Below are 13,191 nucleotides of genomic sequence, written 5' to 3' on the forward strand. Positions count from 1 at the left end.
CGCTCCGCCGTGGCGCTCTTCGCCTACCGCGCGGTCGACGCCGAAGGCAACCTCTCGTCGGGCAACCTCGACGCGGTCAACTCGGTCGACCTCGAGCTTCGCCTCAAGCGCCTGGGCCTCGACCTCGTCACGTTCGAAGCCGCGAGGAAGAGCGTCGCGGCTCGCACGCGGCGCGTCTCGCGCGAAGAGCTGATCACCTTCTGCTTCCACCTCTCGCAGCTGCTGCGCGCCGGCGTGAACATCCTCGAGGCGCTGACCGATCTCCGCGATTCGCTCGAGAACGCGGGCTTCAAGCAGGTGGTGGCGAGCCTGATCGAGGACATCGAGGGCGGCCAGAAGCTCTCCGAGGCGATGGCCCACCATCCGTACATCTTCGACGGCGTGTTCGTCTCGCTCGTCTCCGCCGGAGAGAAGAGCGGCAACCTCACCGAGGTCCTGGACGAGCTCTCCGAGAACATCAAGTGGCAGGACGAAATGTCGAGCCAGGCGAAGAAGGCGCTCGTCTACCCCGCCATCGTGTTCGTGGTCGTGATCGCCGTGATCTTCGTGCTGATGACCTTCCTCGTTCCGCAGCTCGCCTCGGCCTTCAAGACGCTCTCGCCCAAGCTGCCGAAGGAAACCGAGGCCCTGCTCTTCATCTCCTCGGTGTTCGTGCGCTGGTGGTACCTGCTGTTGGGCATCCCCTTCGTCGCGGCCGCCGCGGTGTGGATCATGTCGCGCACCGACGACCGCACCCGGCGCAGGATCGACCTCGTCGCGCTCAAGATCCCGGTGCTGGGGCCGATCCGGCAGAAGATCATCCTCGCGCGCTTCTCGACCTTCTTCGCCATGCTCTACCGCTCGGGCATCAGCGTGCTGGAGTGCATCTCCATCTGCGAGAAGATCGTCGGCAACCGCGTGATGGAGGAGGGCCTGCAGCGCGTGGGCCGCGGCATCTCCGAAGGCCAGGGCATCACCCAGGCCTTCACCGCGACCAAGCTCTTCCCGCCGCTCGTGATCCGGATGCTCCGCGTGGGCGAGTCCACGGGCGGCCTCGACTCGGCGCTGCTCAACGTGAGCTACTTCTACAACCGCCAGGTGCGCGAGAGCATCGCGCGCATGCAGCAGCTGCTCGGGCCCGCGACCACCGTGGTGCTGGGCGTGCTGATCGGCGGCATCCTCTACGCCGTGTTCCTGCCGATCTACGACGTCATCGGCAACATCGGCAAGACGATGCGCTAGCCCATGGCGAGCCACTTCCTCTACCTCACGAACACGCGCATGGTGAGCCTCACCGCGCGCGGCGGGCGGCTCGTGGCGCGCCGCGAGTTCGCCGTGTCGGGCGAGGGCATGGAGGACTTCGAGCGCCACCTGCGCACCATGCAGGACGTGCCGACCCACATCATCACCGACCTCGCCGAGGAGGACTTCCGCCTCGACACGATCCCGCACGTGGGCGCACGCGACCGCGACCAGATCATCGCCCGCAAGGTCGGGCAGATCTTCCGCGGCACGCCCTACAAGTACGCGATGCAGCTCGGCCGCGAGACCGAGGGCCGGCGCGACGACCGCGTGCTCTACACCGCGATCACCAACCCCGAGGTGCTGCGCCCGTGGCTCGAGGCGATCGAGCGCCTGCACGCGCCGCTCGCCGGCATCCACTCGGCGGCGGTGTTCAGCGGCAACCTGCTCGCCGCGCTCGACCTCGTGTTCCCCCACGCGCTGCTCGTGACGTTCACGCCCGGCGAGGCGGTGCGCCAGACGTATTTCCGCGACCGCGAGATCCGCTTCTCGCGCCTCACGCCCGTCGACCTCGAGGAAGGCCAGTCGCTGGGCGCGATGCTGGCGGAGGAAACGACGCGCACCTGGCAGTACCTGGACAGCCTCCGCCACTTCGGGGCGCAGGACCGCCTCGAGGTCTGCGTGCTGGTGCACCCGAAGGACCGCCCCGCCATCGAGCCGGCGCTGCGCGACTTCGCGCAGATCCAGTACCGCCTCCTCGACATCGAGCAGGTCGCGGCCAAGCTGGGGCTGAAGCCCCCGCCGCTCGGCTCCTCCGCGGAGGAAGTGCTGGTGCACCTGTTCCTGCGCCGGCCGGTGCCCAACCACTTCGCCTCGCCCGAGCTGCGCACGGATGCCACGCGCCGCCGCGCCCGGCTGCTGATCAACCAGGTCTCGGTCGCCGTGCTGGTGGGCGGTGTCGCCTGGGGCGGCTACGTCGCGAGCCGCGTGATCGACGCGGATCGCATGGATTCGCGCTCCGCGCAGCAGCTGCAGTCCCTCAACCGCGAGTACGACGAGATCGTGCGCTCGCTGCCATCGCGCGGCGTGGGCGGCGCCGCGATGCGCGATTCGGTGGCTTTCTACAACAACAGCATCCGCGGCTATCCGACGCTCACCGACTTCCTCTTCCCGATCTCGGAAGTGATGGCCGCGCACCCGCGCGTGCGCCTGCTGCAGGTCGCGTGGCAGACGGCCAACGACGCAACGGCCACGCCCACCCTGCCGCCCACGAACCTGCGCAACACGCCGTCCGTGCGCACGCTGCGGCGGCCGGGCGAGGCGGCACCCGCCGCGGTTGCGCCCGAGAGCCCTGACGCGCCGTTCGCGAGCGGCCGCTTCCAGGTGGCGCTGCTCGAAGGCAGCGTGCGCGTCGACGGCGCCGACTTCCGCTCGGCCTTGGGCGAGGTCGACCAGCTCGCGGCCGACATCGCGAAGGTCCCGGGCTACAAGGCGATCGTCTCCGAGAGCCCGCTCGACATGCGCCCCGGCACGAGCGTGCAGGGACGCCTGGGTGAGACCGAGCCCACCTCCACCGAAGCCCGCTTCACGGTGCGCGTGGTGCGCGAACGGGCGGCGCCATGAACACGCTCTTCACCGCGGAGGGCTTCCGCGCGCTGCGCGCCTCGTGGATCCTCCTCGGCCTCGCGGTGGCCGCCGCGGTCGCCGTCGGCGTGGGCGGCCACTGGATCACCGAGCGCGACGTTCGCGACGGCACGGCCGCGGACAAGCGCGTGCGCGACGCGAGGACGCGCCTGGACGGCGCGCGCCGCGAGCGCGACAACCTCGCCGAGTCCGCCGAGGTGTTCCGCGCGCTGGTCGAGCGCGGCATCCTGCAGGACGAGCGCCGCCTCGACCTCGTGGAGCTGGTCGCGGAGCTGCGCCGCCGCCACAACCTGCTCGCGCTCGAATACGACATCGCCCCGCAGCGCGCGCTGCCCGGAAGCCAGTTCGGTTCCGTCGAGGTGCTCTCCAGCCGCGTGAAGCTGCGCGCACGGGCGTTGCACGAAGGCGACCTGCTCGCCTTCGTCGAGGAGCTCGCGCGCTCGCCGCGCGGCCTCTATCCGGTGGACCGCTGCGTGATGAAGCGCATCGTCGACCAGCCGCCGACGACGCTGCAGCCGCGCGTGGAAGCCGAATGCACGCTCGAGTGGATCACGCTGAAGGAAAAGAAAGGAGCGCCCCGTGGGTAAGGGCCTCCTGGCCGCGCTCCTCGCCCTCGCACTGCCGGCGATGTCCGCGGACCTGGGCACGCTCTTCCATACCGCCGAGGAACGCGCGCGCCTGGACGCGCTGCGCCGCGGCGAGCCGGCCACGCCTCCCGCCACCGCCACCTCTCCCATCGCGTCGCGATCCTATGCCCCGGAAGTCACGGGGTTCGTGAAGCGCAGCGACGGGCGCAACACCGTCTGGATCGACGGCCGCGCGATCGCCACGCCGTCGAGCGACAAGACCGCGCCGCTCTTCGATCCGCGCGTCGTGCGCGACCTCGAGCAGAACGCGCCGTCCGACATCAAGGTCGTTCCCTCGAAGAAGAACTCCGAGCCCTAGCGCCCGGAATCGCGAAAACCCGCTCGGCATTCCCGGCCCTGCCTCGCGCACGGCGCACGTAGCGTTGTCGCATGGACTCGACGACGCGTGAGCGCGGAAACCTCCTGCTGTTGATGGCCGCGATGCTGGCGCTGGGCGTGGCCGTGGCTTTCACCACGGGCCTCACGGGCCAGGCCGCGCGGCTGGCCCGCGATCGCGCCAGCGACCGCGCGCTCGCCGAAGCCCGCGAAGCGCTGATCGCCTATGCGACGAGCCGCCCGATCGATGCGCAAGTCGGCCCCGGCTATCTCCCCTGCCCCGACCTCGACGACGACGGCTGGGCGGAGGCGACCTGCGGATCGCTCGCGGGCGCCAGCGGCCAGGCGCAGCGCCTCGGCCGGCTGCCGTGGAAGACGCTCGGCCTCTCGCAGTTGCGCGACGGTTACGGCGAGCCGCTCTGGTACGCGGTGTCCACGCGGCACAAGGGGCTGCTCAATTGCGCGGCGAGCGCGACCTGCGTCGATATGGGGCCCGACACGGCACTCGGCACGATCACCGTGCGCGACGCGACCGGCCTCATCGTGCACGACGGGCGCCTCGACGATCCGGCCCGCGGGAGCGCGGGCGGCGCGGCCGCCGTCGTGATCGCACCGGGGCCGCCGTTGCATCGCATCGAGGATGCCGCCGGCACACGCCGCCTGCAGATCCGCGATGCACCGGGCGATCCGGCGCGCTATCTCGACAAGGCGCCGGGCGATCGCTTCGCCGACGAAGACAATGCCGACTTCATCGACCGCACCGACACGCGCGCGGTCAATGCGAACGGCTTCATCGCCGGTCCGGTGCTGCTTGCCGACGGTACGCTCGCGGTGAACGACCGCATCGTCGCCATCACGCCCTCGGACCTCCTGCCGCGCGTGATGCAGCGCGTGGCGCAGGAAGTGCTGCAGTGCCTGCGAGGCCAGGGATTGCCCGCACCGGCGACGTGCGGGTCCGTCGATGCGACGCCCGGTGCCCGCTTCGGCCGCGTGCCGGTGGAAATCGCACGCGCCTGCCAGCTCGCCCCGGAGGAAGGTCCGGCGTGGTGGAACGCGTGGCGGCGGCATGTGTTCTATGCGCTCGACGTGCAGCCCGTGGATGCCGGGGGCCGACCGGTGGGCGGGCCGCGTCCGGCCGCGGTCCTCGTCGCCGGTCCACCGCTCGCGGGCCAATCCCACGGAGCCGGTGCCGAGGGCGACGTGCGCCAGTGGCTCGAAGGCCCGCACCGCGAGCTCGAGCGTTTGAATCCCGCATCGCCGGAGCCGCGTTGCGCCGGCGTGCCGAGTGCGCCATGCGCTCCGGGCCCGTGCGACCGCGTCGTCGTGGCGCCTCCCGCCGCCGATCGCAACGATGCGGTGGTGGCGCCGTGAAGCGCGCGCTGCGGGGCTTCACGCTGATCGAGGTGATGGTGGTGCTCCTCGTCATCGGACTCCTCGCCGCGGGGCTCTCGATGCCGTTCGCCGCGCAGGTGCAACTGCGCCGGATCGACGAGACGCATCGCCGCCTCGACGAAGCACGCGAGGCGCTGCTGGGCTTCGCCGCATCGCACGGGCGCCTGCCCTGCCCCGCGAGCGAGGCTTCGCGTGGCGAGGAACGCTTCGCGCCCGGCGGCGACGCGGTGAACGGCCAGTGCGAGCGCTTCCACGACGGCTTCCTGCCCGCGGCCACCCTCGGGCTGGCCCCGCTCGACGACGAAGGATTCCTGCGAGACGCCTGGGGCTCGCGCGCCAACCGCATTCGCTACGCGGTCGCGGGTGTGCCGGTGGGCACCGTCACGAGCCCGTTCACGCGCGCCAACGGATTGCAGGCCTCGGGACTCGCGGCGATCGGCGCCGCATCGCACTTCCTCTTCATCTGTTCGTCCGCTTCGCCGATCGGCGGCGGATCGTGCGGCCCCGCGTCGAACCAGCTCACGCGCCGCGCGGCGTTCGTCCTGGTGTCGCTGGGCGCCGATGCCCAGGCGGCGCCGGCTGCCGACAGCGCGCGCAACATCGACGGCAGCGGCCTCTTCGTCGCGCACGAGGCGGGGCCGGGCTTCGACGACCTCGTGACGTGGGTACCCGCCGCGATCCTGGCCAGCCGCCTCATGGCCGCCGGCCGGTTGCCCTGACCCCTCCGGGGCATGGGGACATTACCCGACTGAATCAGTCGGGAATCGTCGACGCGGTTTATAATGGCGGGATGAATCCCCGTGACGCCAAGCTTCCGATCCCCGACGTCCAGGCCACGCCCGACACGCGGCACCTGGCCATCGACCGCGTCGGGATCAAATCCATCCGCCACCCGGTGAAGGTCGCCGAGCGCTCGGGCGGCGTGCAACACACGGTCGCGATGTTCGACATGTACGTGGGCCTGCCGCACCACTTCAAGGGCACGCACATGTCGCGCTTCGTGGAGATCCTGAACGCCCACGAGCGCGAGATCTCCCCCGACACCTTCCGCACGATGCTGCGCGAGATGGTGAAGAAGCTCGAGGCGCAGAGCGGCCACGTCGAGATGACGTTCCCGTACTTCGTGAGCAAGAAGGCGCCGGTCTCGGGCGTCCAGAGCCTGATGGACTACGAGGTCACCTTCATCGGCGAGATCGCCGACGGCGTCGAGACCTTCACGCTGAAGGTCCTGGTCCCGGTGACGAGCCTCTGCCCGTGCTCGAAGAAGATCAGCGACCGCGGGGCGCACAACCAGCGCTCGCACGTGACGATCGCCGCGCGCATCAACGACTTCGTGTGGATCGAGGAGCTGATCGACAAGGTCGAGAGCCAGGCGTCCTCGGAGCTGTGGGGGCTGCTCAAGCGCCCCGACGAGAAGTACGTCACCGAGCACGCCTACGACAACCCGAAGTTCGTCGAGGACATGGTGCGCGACATCGCGGCCGACCTGAACGCCGACGCGCGCATCGAGGGCTACGTGGTCGAGTCCGAGAACTTCGAGTCGATCCACAACCACTCCGCCTACGCGATGATCGAGAAGCGCTAGTAGCGCTTGGTGAGGGTGAGGATCTCGCCCTCGCGCCGCATCTCCGTCCGGCTGAGGAAGCTGTTGCCGAGCAGCATGAAGTCCATCCCCGGCGATTCCGACACCGAAGCCTCCACGCCCATCAGCGTGATGCCCCCGACCGACACCGATTCCAGCTTCACGCGATAGGACGGCACGACGCCGCCCGCAGTGGACGAGTAGCCGCGCTGGCCCTTCTCGTAGTCGATGCCCAGGCGGCGTGCCTCCGAAATGGACATGGACACGAGCGTGGCACCCGTGTCGACCAGGAAGCGCACGGAGTTGCCGTTGACCTGCCCGGTCGTCATGAAGTGGCCGCCCTGGCCCGCGGCGATGGTGACGGTGCTGAGCCCTCCCGTGGAGGCAGCCGACTCGAAGTGCTGGCCCATCTCGAGCGACTGTTTCTTGCCGTCGATCTCGAGCACCGCGGAGGATTTGTCGACCGACACGAGGACCACGCCCTCGGCCGTCTTCTGCCCGACCGACAGGGTGCGCGGGGCCCCGCGGTTGATCGTGACGACGGCCTTGCCGGGGAACAGGCCCACGACAGTCACGTCCGTGGCCGCCGCAAGAGACGGCACCAGCAGGAGCGCGAGCGCGATAAGATTGCGGACCATGGAGAGGGGAAAATCGTGAAGCCCGTACTCGTCTTCCGCCACGCGCGGACCGAAGGGCCGGGCCATTTTGCCACATTCCTCGACACCAGCCGGCTCGCCTGGAAGCTCGTGAAGTTGGACGAAGGCGAGGCCGTTCCCGAAGATGCCGGCCCCTACGCGGGCCTCGCGTTCATGGGCGGACCGATGAGCGCCAACGACGAGCTGCCGTGGACGCGCCCCGTGCTTTCCCTCATGCGCGACGCCGTCCGGCGCAAGGTCCCGGTGATCGGCCATTGCCTGGGCGGGCAACTCCTCGCGCGCGCGTTGGGCGCCGAGGTGAAGGCGAACGCGGTGAAGGAAATCGGCTGGAACCGCGTCGAGGCCGAGGACACCTCGCTCGCCCGCAACTGGCTCGGCAACGACCTGCGCGAGTTCACCACGTTCCAGTGGCACGGCGAGACCTTCGCGATTCCCGAAAGCGGCGAGCGCATCCTGCGAGGCACGCACTGCCGCAACCAGGCCTACGTCGTGGGCGACCGGCACCTCGGCATGCAGTGCCACGTGGAGATGACGCCGGAGATGATCCGCTCCTGGTGCGACACCGGCGGCGACGAGGTGCGCGAAGCGAGCGGAAGCCCCGCGGTTCAAGACGTGGCGACGATCCAGGCGCAGATGGCGGAGCGCTTGCCGGCGCTGAGGAACGTCGCCGAGCGGCTCTACACGCGCTGGGCCACGAAGCTCGAGACGTAGCGCCCTACTTCTTCACCAGCTCCACCCGGCGGTTCTTCGCGCGGCCCTCTTCGGAGCGATTGTCCGCGATGGGCTTTTCCTGCCCGAAGCCCGCGGCCGCCAGCCGCTTCGCGTCGACGCCGCCCGCCACCACGGCGGCCATCACGCTTTGCGCACGTTTCTCGGACAGCGCCTTGTTGGCAGCCGCCGTTCCCACGTTATCCGTGTGGCCCTCGATGGAGATCCTGAGCGCGGATGAGGACTTGAGCGCCGCCACGATCTCGGCGACGGCGGCCTTGCCCTCGGGCTTGAGATCCCACTTGCCGGTGTCGAAGGGGATGTAGAGCGCGATGAAGCCGTTGCGGTTCAGCTCGTCCAGCAGCTTGTTGGCCGTGACCACCTGCTGCATCGCGGCGACCTCGACCACCCACAGCTTGTAGCTCTGCGTCGGAGCGCTGAAGATGCCGGGCTCGAGACGGACCCACACTTCCTTGCCGCCGGTGGCGACCCGGAGCGTGGTCTCGCCGCCGTCGCCGTCGCGAGGCAGGCGCTCGTAGACGACCTCGCCCCCGATCGCCTTCACCGCGTTCTGGTAATTGCGGATCACCTGGAGCGCGCTCGGCTGCTTGTCCACGTCGTTGTGGAAGTACGTGAGGACCGTGGCGTCGCCCTCGACGGCCTTGCGCTTCGGCTCGCCGTTGGCGGTGCCGGTCGCGAACTCCACGCTGTTGTAGTTCTTCTCGTACTCGACGATGTGCGAGCCGGGGTAGCGCGTGAGCAGCGGATGGTCCTTGGCACCGCGCGCGTCCTCCGCGGCAAGCGCGGCGGAGGCGAGTGCGAGTGCACCGAAGGCGAGGAGGAACGGGCGGAACAGACGGCGTGCAAGAAGCGACATGGATTTCTCCCGGGCAGAGACGCCGCCTGGAGCCCGCGTCAGTCGCGGAAGTTCTCGAAGGCGACGGGGACGTCCTTCACGTTGGCGCGCACCATCGCGATCGCCTCCTGGAGGATGTCCTTCTTCGCTCCAGTTACGCGCACGGCCTCGCCCTGGATGCTGGCGGTCACCTTGAGCTTGTTGTCCTTGAACATCTGCACGATCTTCTTGGCGATCGTCTGCTCGATGCCCTTCTTCACGGTGATCTTCTGCTTCACCTTGTCGCCGCCGATCTTCTCCATGTCGCCGACCTCGAGGAAGCGCACGTCCACGCCGCGCTTGGCGAACTTGCCGTACATGACGTCGCGCACCTGGCCCAGCTTGAACTCGTCGTCGGCGTAGGCGGTGAGCTCCTGCTCCTTCTGCTCGATGCGCGCGTCGGAGCCCTTGAAGTCGTAGCGGTTCGCGATTTCCTTGTTGGCGGTGTCGAGGGCGTTCTTCACCTCGACCATGTTGGCTTCGCTGACGATGTCGAACGAGGGCATGGGGTCTCCTAGGGAAGGCGGAAGATGGCGCGCTGGCCGGGTGTGGGGCGCGCCTTGAAGGCGATCGCGGCCACCTCGAAGGGCTTGGAAGCGGTGTAGACCTCCGTGAAGCCGGCGCTACGCAACACCGCCGTCAGCGAGTTGCGGGTGAAGCCGTTCTTGTGCGCGTAGAAATCCTTGCCGGAGTCGGCGATCTCCTTGCCGTAGCCGTAGATCACGTCGTTCACGGTGATCGGGCCGGCGGGGGAGACGTAGAGCGTGTCGTCGATGTCCAGGCCCTGCTGCAGCATGGCCTCGAACACGGACTTCATGTCGGGCACGCGCACCTCCGCGAAGCCATCGGCCTTGAGCACGTGGAGGAAGCCGGCGAGGACCTTCGGCAGGTCATGTCGCCAGTAGTGCTCGAGGTTGTGCGAACACCAGACTGCGTCGTAGCCCGCCGCCGGCAGGGTCGCGAGCTCGCGCGCATCGCACACAACGTCGGCACCGCCGCGCGGGTCGATGTCGAGAAGGTCGTGCCGCCAGCCCTCGTAGTGCGGGGGGAGGGGGATCTGCTTGCTGTTGCCGCCGACGTTGAGCACGCTCTGCGTCACGGCCTTGGCGTCACCGGCTTGGGTTCGCTCACGGTCACGGTGCCGACCGCTTCGCGCAGCGACCGCGCGGCCGAGCGCTCGACGAAGGCATCGACGGCCGTGGCCATCTGCTCCGGAGTGAAGTTGCGCTGCACGTCCGTCGCGGTCCACTTCGGGTCGTAGATCTTCTGGAAGTCGTAGCGCTCGTCGTAGTCGAGGACCGTGAGCGTCTTCGCATCGAGGATCCAGAGCTTCGTGTAGAAGTACGGCGCGATGTAGCGCTTGGCGGGCGTGTAGTCGCCGTCGGGCGTCACCGCGGACTCCTCGGCCGAAACGCCGGCGGGCGCGAGATCCTCCACGCCGCCGCCGATGGGGCCGGTGGCGTTCTCCGTCGCGGAGTACAGCGGCTGCACGTAGACCCCCAGGCCGCCCAGCTTGGAGCCCATGCCGCGGTGCCCAGGAAGCAGGTAGCCGGGCGTGATGATCACGATCTTGTCCCAGCCCTGGCGCTCGGGCATGCCATCGAAGGCCTTGGCGAGCTTGCCGATCGCGACCGCGCCCTTCTGCTGCGGGCGCAGGCCCTCCAGCTCCTTCGGGTTCAGGCGCATGTAGTGGATGACGGCGTCGGGCTCGTTGCTGCGCAGCACCTTGGCCAGCCCGCGCAGGACGGCGCCATCGAGGCTCGCATCGGGAACCTGGAGGGTGAGGCGGTTGTACGTGTCCACGCGGTTCGAGCCGACCTGCTCGCGCTGGCGCACGAACGTGAGGTCGCCCCCGACGGCGGACACCACCGCGTACACGGTGGGTTTCGGCGGCGGGGGAGCGGGATCGGCGGCCTTGTTGTCCTGGGCCGAAACGACGGGGGCGAACGCGAGCGCGCCCGCGAGGCACAACGCGAGGATCGGTTTCATGACTCCACCTTTCCGAGCAAGAGGTACTCCATCAGGGCCTTCTGCACGTGCATGCGGTTCTCGGCCTCTTCCCAGACCACGCTCTGCGGGCCTTCGAGCACGTCGGCGGCGACTTCCTCTCCGCGGTGCGCGGGGAGGCAATGCATGAAGAGGGCATCGGGGGCGGCGCGCGCCATCATCGCGCGGTCCACGCAGAACCCCTTGAAGGCCTCGAGGCGCTTCTGCGTCTCGGCCTCGAAGCCCATGCTGGTCCACACGTCGGTGGTGACCAGGTGCGCACCCTCGACCGCCCGCATCGGATCGGTGAAGGCTTCGAAGAGGCCGGCAGCGTTGGCCGGCACGCGCGACGGATCGAGCGCGTAGCCCGCGGGCGTGGCCACGCGCAGGCGAAAGCCCAGCAGCGGCGCGGCTTCGAGCCACGTGTAGAGCATGTTGTTCGCGTCGCCGACCCAGGCCACGACCTTGCCCTTCAGCGGGCCGCGCTGCTCCACGAACGTGTACGCGTCGGCGAGGATCTGGCAGGGGTGGTACTCGTTGGTGAGGCCGTTGATCACCGGCACGCGCGAGTGCGCCGCGAAGCGCTCGAGGATCGACTGCTCGTAGGTGCGGATCATCACGAGGTCGACCATGCGCGTGACGACGCGCGCCACGTCCTCGATCGGCTCGCCGCGCCCGAGCTGCGTCTCGCCCATGTTCAGCACGATGGACGAGCCGCCCATCTGGTAGATGCCGGCCTCGAACGAGACGCGGGTGCGCGTGGAGCTCTTCTCGAAGACCATGGCCAGCATGCGGTCGACGAGCGGCTGGTACACGACGTAGTTCTTGAAGCGCTCCTTCAACGTGCGCGTGCGGTCGAAGAGGTGCTGCACCTCTTCCACGCTGAGGTCGGAGAAGCGCAGGAAATGCTTCATGCCGCTGCGGCTGCGGGCGCCTCGGCGAGGAATTCCTTCACGAGCGGGGCGAGGATCGACACCAGCTCCTTGGACTGCGCTTCCTGGTAGACGAGCGGCGGCACGAGGCGGATCACGCTGTCGGCGGTGACGTTGGTGACGAGGGCGCGGGCGAGCGCCTTCTGCACGATGGCGCCGCACGGACGGTCGAGCTCGAGGCCGATCATGAGGCCCATGCCGCGGATGTCCTTCACGCCGGCGACGCCGGAGAGCTCGCGCTTCAGGCCCGACATGATGATCTCGCCCTGCTTCGCCGCGTTGGCGAGCAGGCCTTCCTTCTCGATGCAGTCGAGCGTGACCAGGCCGGCCAGCGACACGAAAGGCCCGCCGCCGAAGGTCGTGCCGTGGTTGCCCGGCTTGAACACCTTGGCCGCGGCGCCGCGCGCGAGGCAGGCGCCGATCGGCACGCCCGAGCCCAGGCCCTTGGCGAGCGGCATGACGTCGGGGACCACGTCGGTCCACTGGTGCGCGAACCACTTGCCGGTGCGCCCGATGCCGCTTTGCACCTCGTCGATCATCAGGAGCCACTGCTTCCTGTCGCAGATCTCGCGCAGCTTCTGCAGGTAGCCCGCGTTGGCGACGTGGATGCCGCCCTCGCCCTGCAGCACCTCGAGGAGGATCGCGACGATCGACTGGTTGTGCTCGGCGACGCGCTCGATGGCGGCGAAGTCGTTGTAGGGCACGCGCACGAACCCGCCCATCAACGGCTCGAAGCCGGCCTGGGCCTTGCGCGAGCCCGTGGCGGAGAGCGTGGCGAGCGTGCGGCCGTGCCAGGCTTTCTCCATCACGATGATCGAGGCGTTCTCGACGGCGCGCTGGTGGCCGTAGAGGCGCGCGAGCTTGATGGCGCACTCGTTGGCCTCGGCGCCGGAGTTGGCGAAGAAGGCGTTGTCCATCTTCGCCAACTTGCAGACGCGCTCGGCGAGCGCCTCCTGCTCGACGACGCGGAAATGGTTGGAGGTGTGGATGAGCTTGCCCAGCTGCTCCTGCATGCGCTTCGTGTAGGTGGGGTGGGCATAACCCAGCCCGTTCACGGCGATGCCCGCCAGTGCGTCGAGGTAACGCTTGCCGTCCGTGTCGTACAGGTAGGCACCTTCCCCGCGCGCGAAGGCGACCGGGTTGGGGTTGTACGTATTCATCACGTATTGCGACGCGCTCATGACGACGGTCCTCCAGAAATGGCAACGGCGGC

General features: G+C 69.0%; 15 protein-coding genes. 8 read left to right on the forward strand and 7 right to left on the reverse strand.

The genetic code is table 11. From position 1 onward, the window contains the following. The first annotated feature begins 9 nt into the window (after positions 1 to 9). The 7 genes from DSM104443_RS18650 (at position 10) to folE2 (ending at position 6,804) form a co-directional block, all read left to right on the forward strand. Positions 10 to 1,221, forward strand: a complete 1,212-nt coding sequence (locus tag DSM104443_RS18650) for a type II secretion system F family protein (RefSeq protein WP_171094958.1) — start codon at positions 10 to 12, stop codon at positions 1,219 to 1,221. 3 nt (positions 1,222 to 1,224) lie between these two features. Next, positions 1,225 to 2,844 carry a hypothetical protein gene (locus DSM104443_RS18655; RefSeq protein WP_171094960.1) on the forward strand — a complete coding sequence of 540 codons (1,620 nt, stop codon included), beginning with the start codon at positions 1,225 to 1,227 and terminating at the stop codon, positions 2,842 to 2,844. Then, positions 2,841 to 3,452, forward strand: coding sequence for a hypothetical protein (locus DSM104443_RS18660; protein ID WP_171094962.1), 612 nt, complete (start codon positions 2,841 to 2,843; stop codon positions 3,450 to 3,452). Before DSM104443_RS18655 ends, DSM104443_RS18660 begins: the two co-directional genes overlap by 4 nt. Next, positions 3,445 to 3,810 carry a hypothetical protein gene (locus DSM104443_RS18665; protein WP_171094964.1) on the forward strand — a complete coding sequence of 122 codons (366 nt, stop codon included), beginning with the start codon at positions 3,445 to 3,447 and terminating at the stop codon, positions 3,808 to 3,810. Before DSM104443_RS18660 ends, DSM104443_RS18665 begins: the two co-directional genes overlap by 8 nt. A gap of 71 nt (positions 3,811 to 3,881) precedes the next feature. Continuing rightward, a complete protein-coding gene (locus tag DSM104443_RS18670; protein WP_171094966.1) occupies positions 3,882 to 5,198 on the forward strand; it encodes a hypothetical protein in 1,317 nt (438 codons plus the stop codon). Continuing rightward, entirely contained in the window at positions 5,195 to 5,938 is a 744-nt protein-coding gene (locus DSM104443_RS18675; RefSeq protein ID WP_171094968.1) for a type II secretion system protein, read from the forward strand. Before DSM104443_RS18670 ends, DSM104443_RS18675 begins: the two co-directional genes overlap by 4 nt. A 71-nt stretch (positions 5,939 to 6,009) precedes the next feature. Then, positions 6,010 to 6,804: a GTP cyclohydrolase FolE2 gene (gene folE2, locus DSM104443_RS18680; protein ID WP_171094970.1), complete on the forward strand. Its 795-nt coding sequence runs from the start codon at positions 6,010 to 6,012 to the stop codon at positions 6,802 to 6,804. On the opposite strand, the gene DSM104443_RS18685 is transcribed toward folE2, so the two are convergent. Then, positions 6,801 to 7,439, reverse strand: a complete 639-nt coding sequence (locus DSM104443_RS18685) for a retropepsin-like aspartic protease family protein (protein WP_171094972.1) — start codon at positions 7,437 to 7,439, stop codon at positions 6,801 to 6,803. The two genes, folE2 and DSM104443_RS18685, sit on opposite strands and share 4 nt — an antisense overlap. Positions 7,440 to 7,454: 15 nt before the next feature. On the opposite strand from DSM104443_RS18685, the gene DSM104443_RS18690 reads away from it, so the two are divergent. Continuing rightward, positions 7,455 to 8,168 (forward strand): type 1 glutamine amidotransferase, encoded by a 714-nt coding sequence (locus DSM104443_RS18690; RefSeq protein WP_171094974.1) that lies wholly within the window; start codon positions 7,455 to 7,457, stop codon positions 8,166 to 8,168. A 4-nt stretch (positions 8,169 to 8,172) separates the two neighbouring features. Here DSM104443_RS18690 and DSM104443_RS18695 read toward each other — a convergent pair whose 3' ends face one another. Genes DSM104443_RS18695 through DSM104443_RS18720 form a run of 6 tightly spaced genes read right to left on the reverse strand, consistent with a single transcriptional unit; the run spans position 8,173 to position 13,159 of the window. Next, complete coding sequence (locus DSM104443_RS18695) at positions 8,173 to 9,042, reverse strand: OmpA family protein (protein ID WP_171094976.1); 870 nt, start codon at positions 9,040 to 9,042, stop codon at positions 8,173 to 8,175. 38 nt (positions 9,043 to 9,080) lie between these two features. Further along, positions 9,081 to 9,566, reverse strand: coding sequence for a YajQ family cyclic di-GMP-binding protein (locus tag DSM104443_RS18700; RefSeq protein WP_171094978.1), 486 nt, complete (start codon positions 9,564 to 9,566; stop codon positions 9,081 to 9,083). 8 nt (positions 9,567 to 9,574) lie between these two features. Continuing rightward, the gene (locus tag DSM104443_RS18705; protein WP_171094980.1) at positions 9,575 to 10,159 is read right to left on the reverse strand and encodes a class I SAM-dependent methyltransferase; all 585 of its coding nucleotides are present in this window, start codon (positions 10,157 to 10,159) and stop codon (positions 9,575 to 9,577) included. Continuing rightward, positions 10,156 to 11,049 (reverse strand): hypothetical protein, encoded by an 894-nt coding sequence (locus tag DSM104443_RS18710; RefSeq protein WP_171094982.1) that lies wholly within the window; start codon positions 11,047 to 11,049, stop codon positions 10,156 to 10,158. The genes DSM104443_RS18705 and DSM104443_RS18710 overlap by 4 nt, the downstream gene beginning before the upstream one ends. Continuing rightward, positions 11,046 to 11,960 (reverse strand): ornithine carbamoyltransferase, encoded by a 915-nt coding sequence (argF, locus tag DSM104443_RS18715; protein ID WP_171094984.1) that lies wholly within the window; start codon positions 11,958 to 11,960, stop codon positions 11,046 to 11,048. Before argF ends, DSM104443_RS18710 begins: the two co-directional genes overlap by 4 nt. Beyond that, entirely contained in the window at positions 11,957 to 13,159 is a 1,203-nt protein-coding gene (locus DSM104443_RS18720) for an aspartate aminotransferase family protein (protein ID WP_246232358.1), read from the reverse strand. The genes argF and DSM104443_RS18720 overlap by 4 nt, the downstream gene beginning before the upstream one ends. Positions 13,160 to 13,191: the final 32 nt, after the last annotated feature.

Source organism: Usitatibacter rugosus, from assembly GCF_013003965.1.
GTDB classification, from domain to species: domain Bacteria; phylum Pseudomonadota; class Gammaproteobacteria; order Burkholderiales; family Usitatibacteraceae; genus Usitatibacter; species Usitatibacter rugosus.

Excerpts from the sequence above, each read along its gene's own strand:
- DSM104443_RS18655 (WP_171094960.1), top strand. The coding sequence starts at position 1,225 with ATGGCGAGCCACTTCCTCTACCTCACGAACACGCGCATGGTGAGCCTC.
- DSM104443_RS18660 (WP_171094962.1), top strand. The coding sequence starts at position 2,841 with ATGAACACGCTCTTCACCGCGGAGGGCTTCCGCGCGCTGCGCGCCTCG.
- DSM104443_RS18670 (WP_171094966.1), top strand. The coding sequence starts at position 3,882 with ATGGACTCGACGACGCGTGAGCGCGGAAACCTCCTGCTGTTGATGGCC.
- folE2 (WP_171094970.1), top strand. The coding sequence starts at position 6,010 with ATGAATCCCCGTGACGCCAAGCTTCCGATCCCCGACGTCCAGGCCACG.
- DSM104443_RS18685 (WP_171094972.1), bottom strand. The coding sequence starts at position 7,439 with ATGGTCCGCAATCTTATCGCGCTCGCGCTCCTGCTGGTGCCGTCTCTT.
- DSM104443_RS18695 (WP_171094976.1), bottom strand. The coding sequence starts at position 9,042 with ATGTCGCTTCTTGCACGCCGTCTGTTCCGCCCGTTCCTCCTCGCCTTC.
- DSM104443_RS18700 (WP_171094978.1), bottom strand. The coding sequence starts at position 9,566 with ATGCCCTCGTTCGACATCGTCAGCGAAGCCAACATGGTCGAGGTGAAG.
- DSM104443_RS18710 (WP_171094982.1), bottom strand. The coding sequence starts at position 11,049 with ATGAAACCGATCCTCGCGTTGTGCCTCGCGGGCGCGCTCGCGTTCGCC.
- argF (WP_171094984.1), bottom strand. The coding sequence starts at position 11,960 with ATGAAGCATTTCCTGCGCTTCTCCGACCTCAGCGTGGAAGAGGTGCAG.
- DSM104443_RS18720 (WP_246232358.1), bottom strand. The coding sequence starts at position 13,159 with ATGAGCGCGTCGCAATACGTGATGAATACGTACAACCCCAACCCGGTC.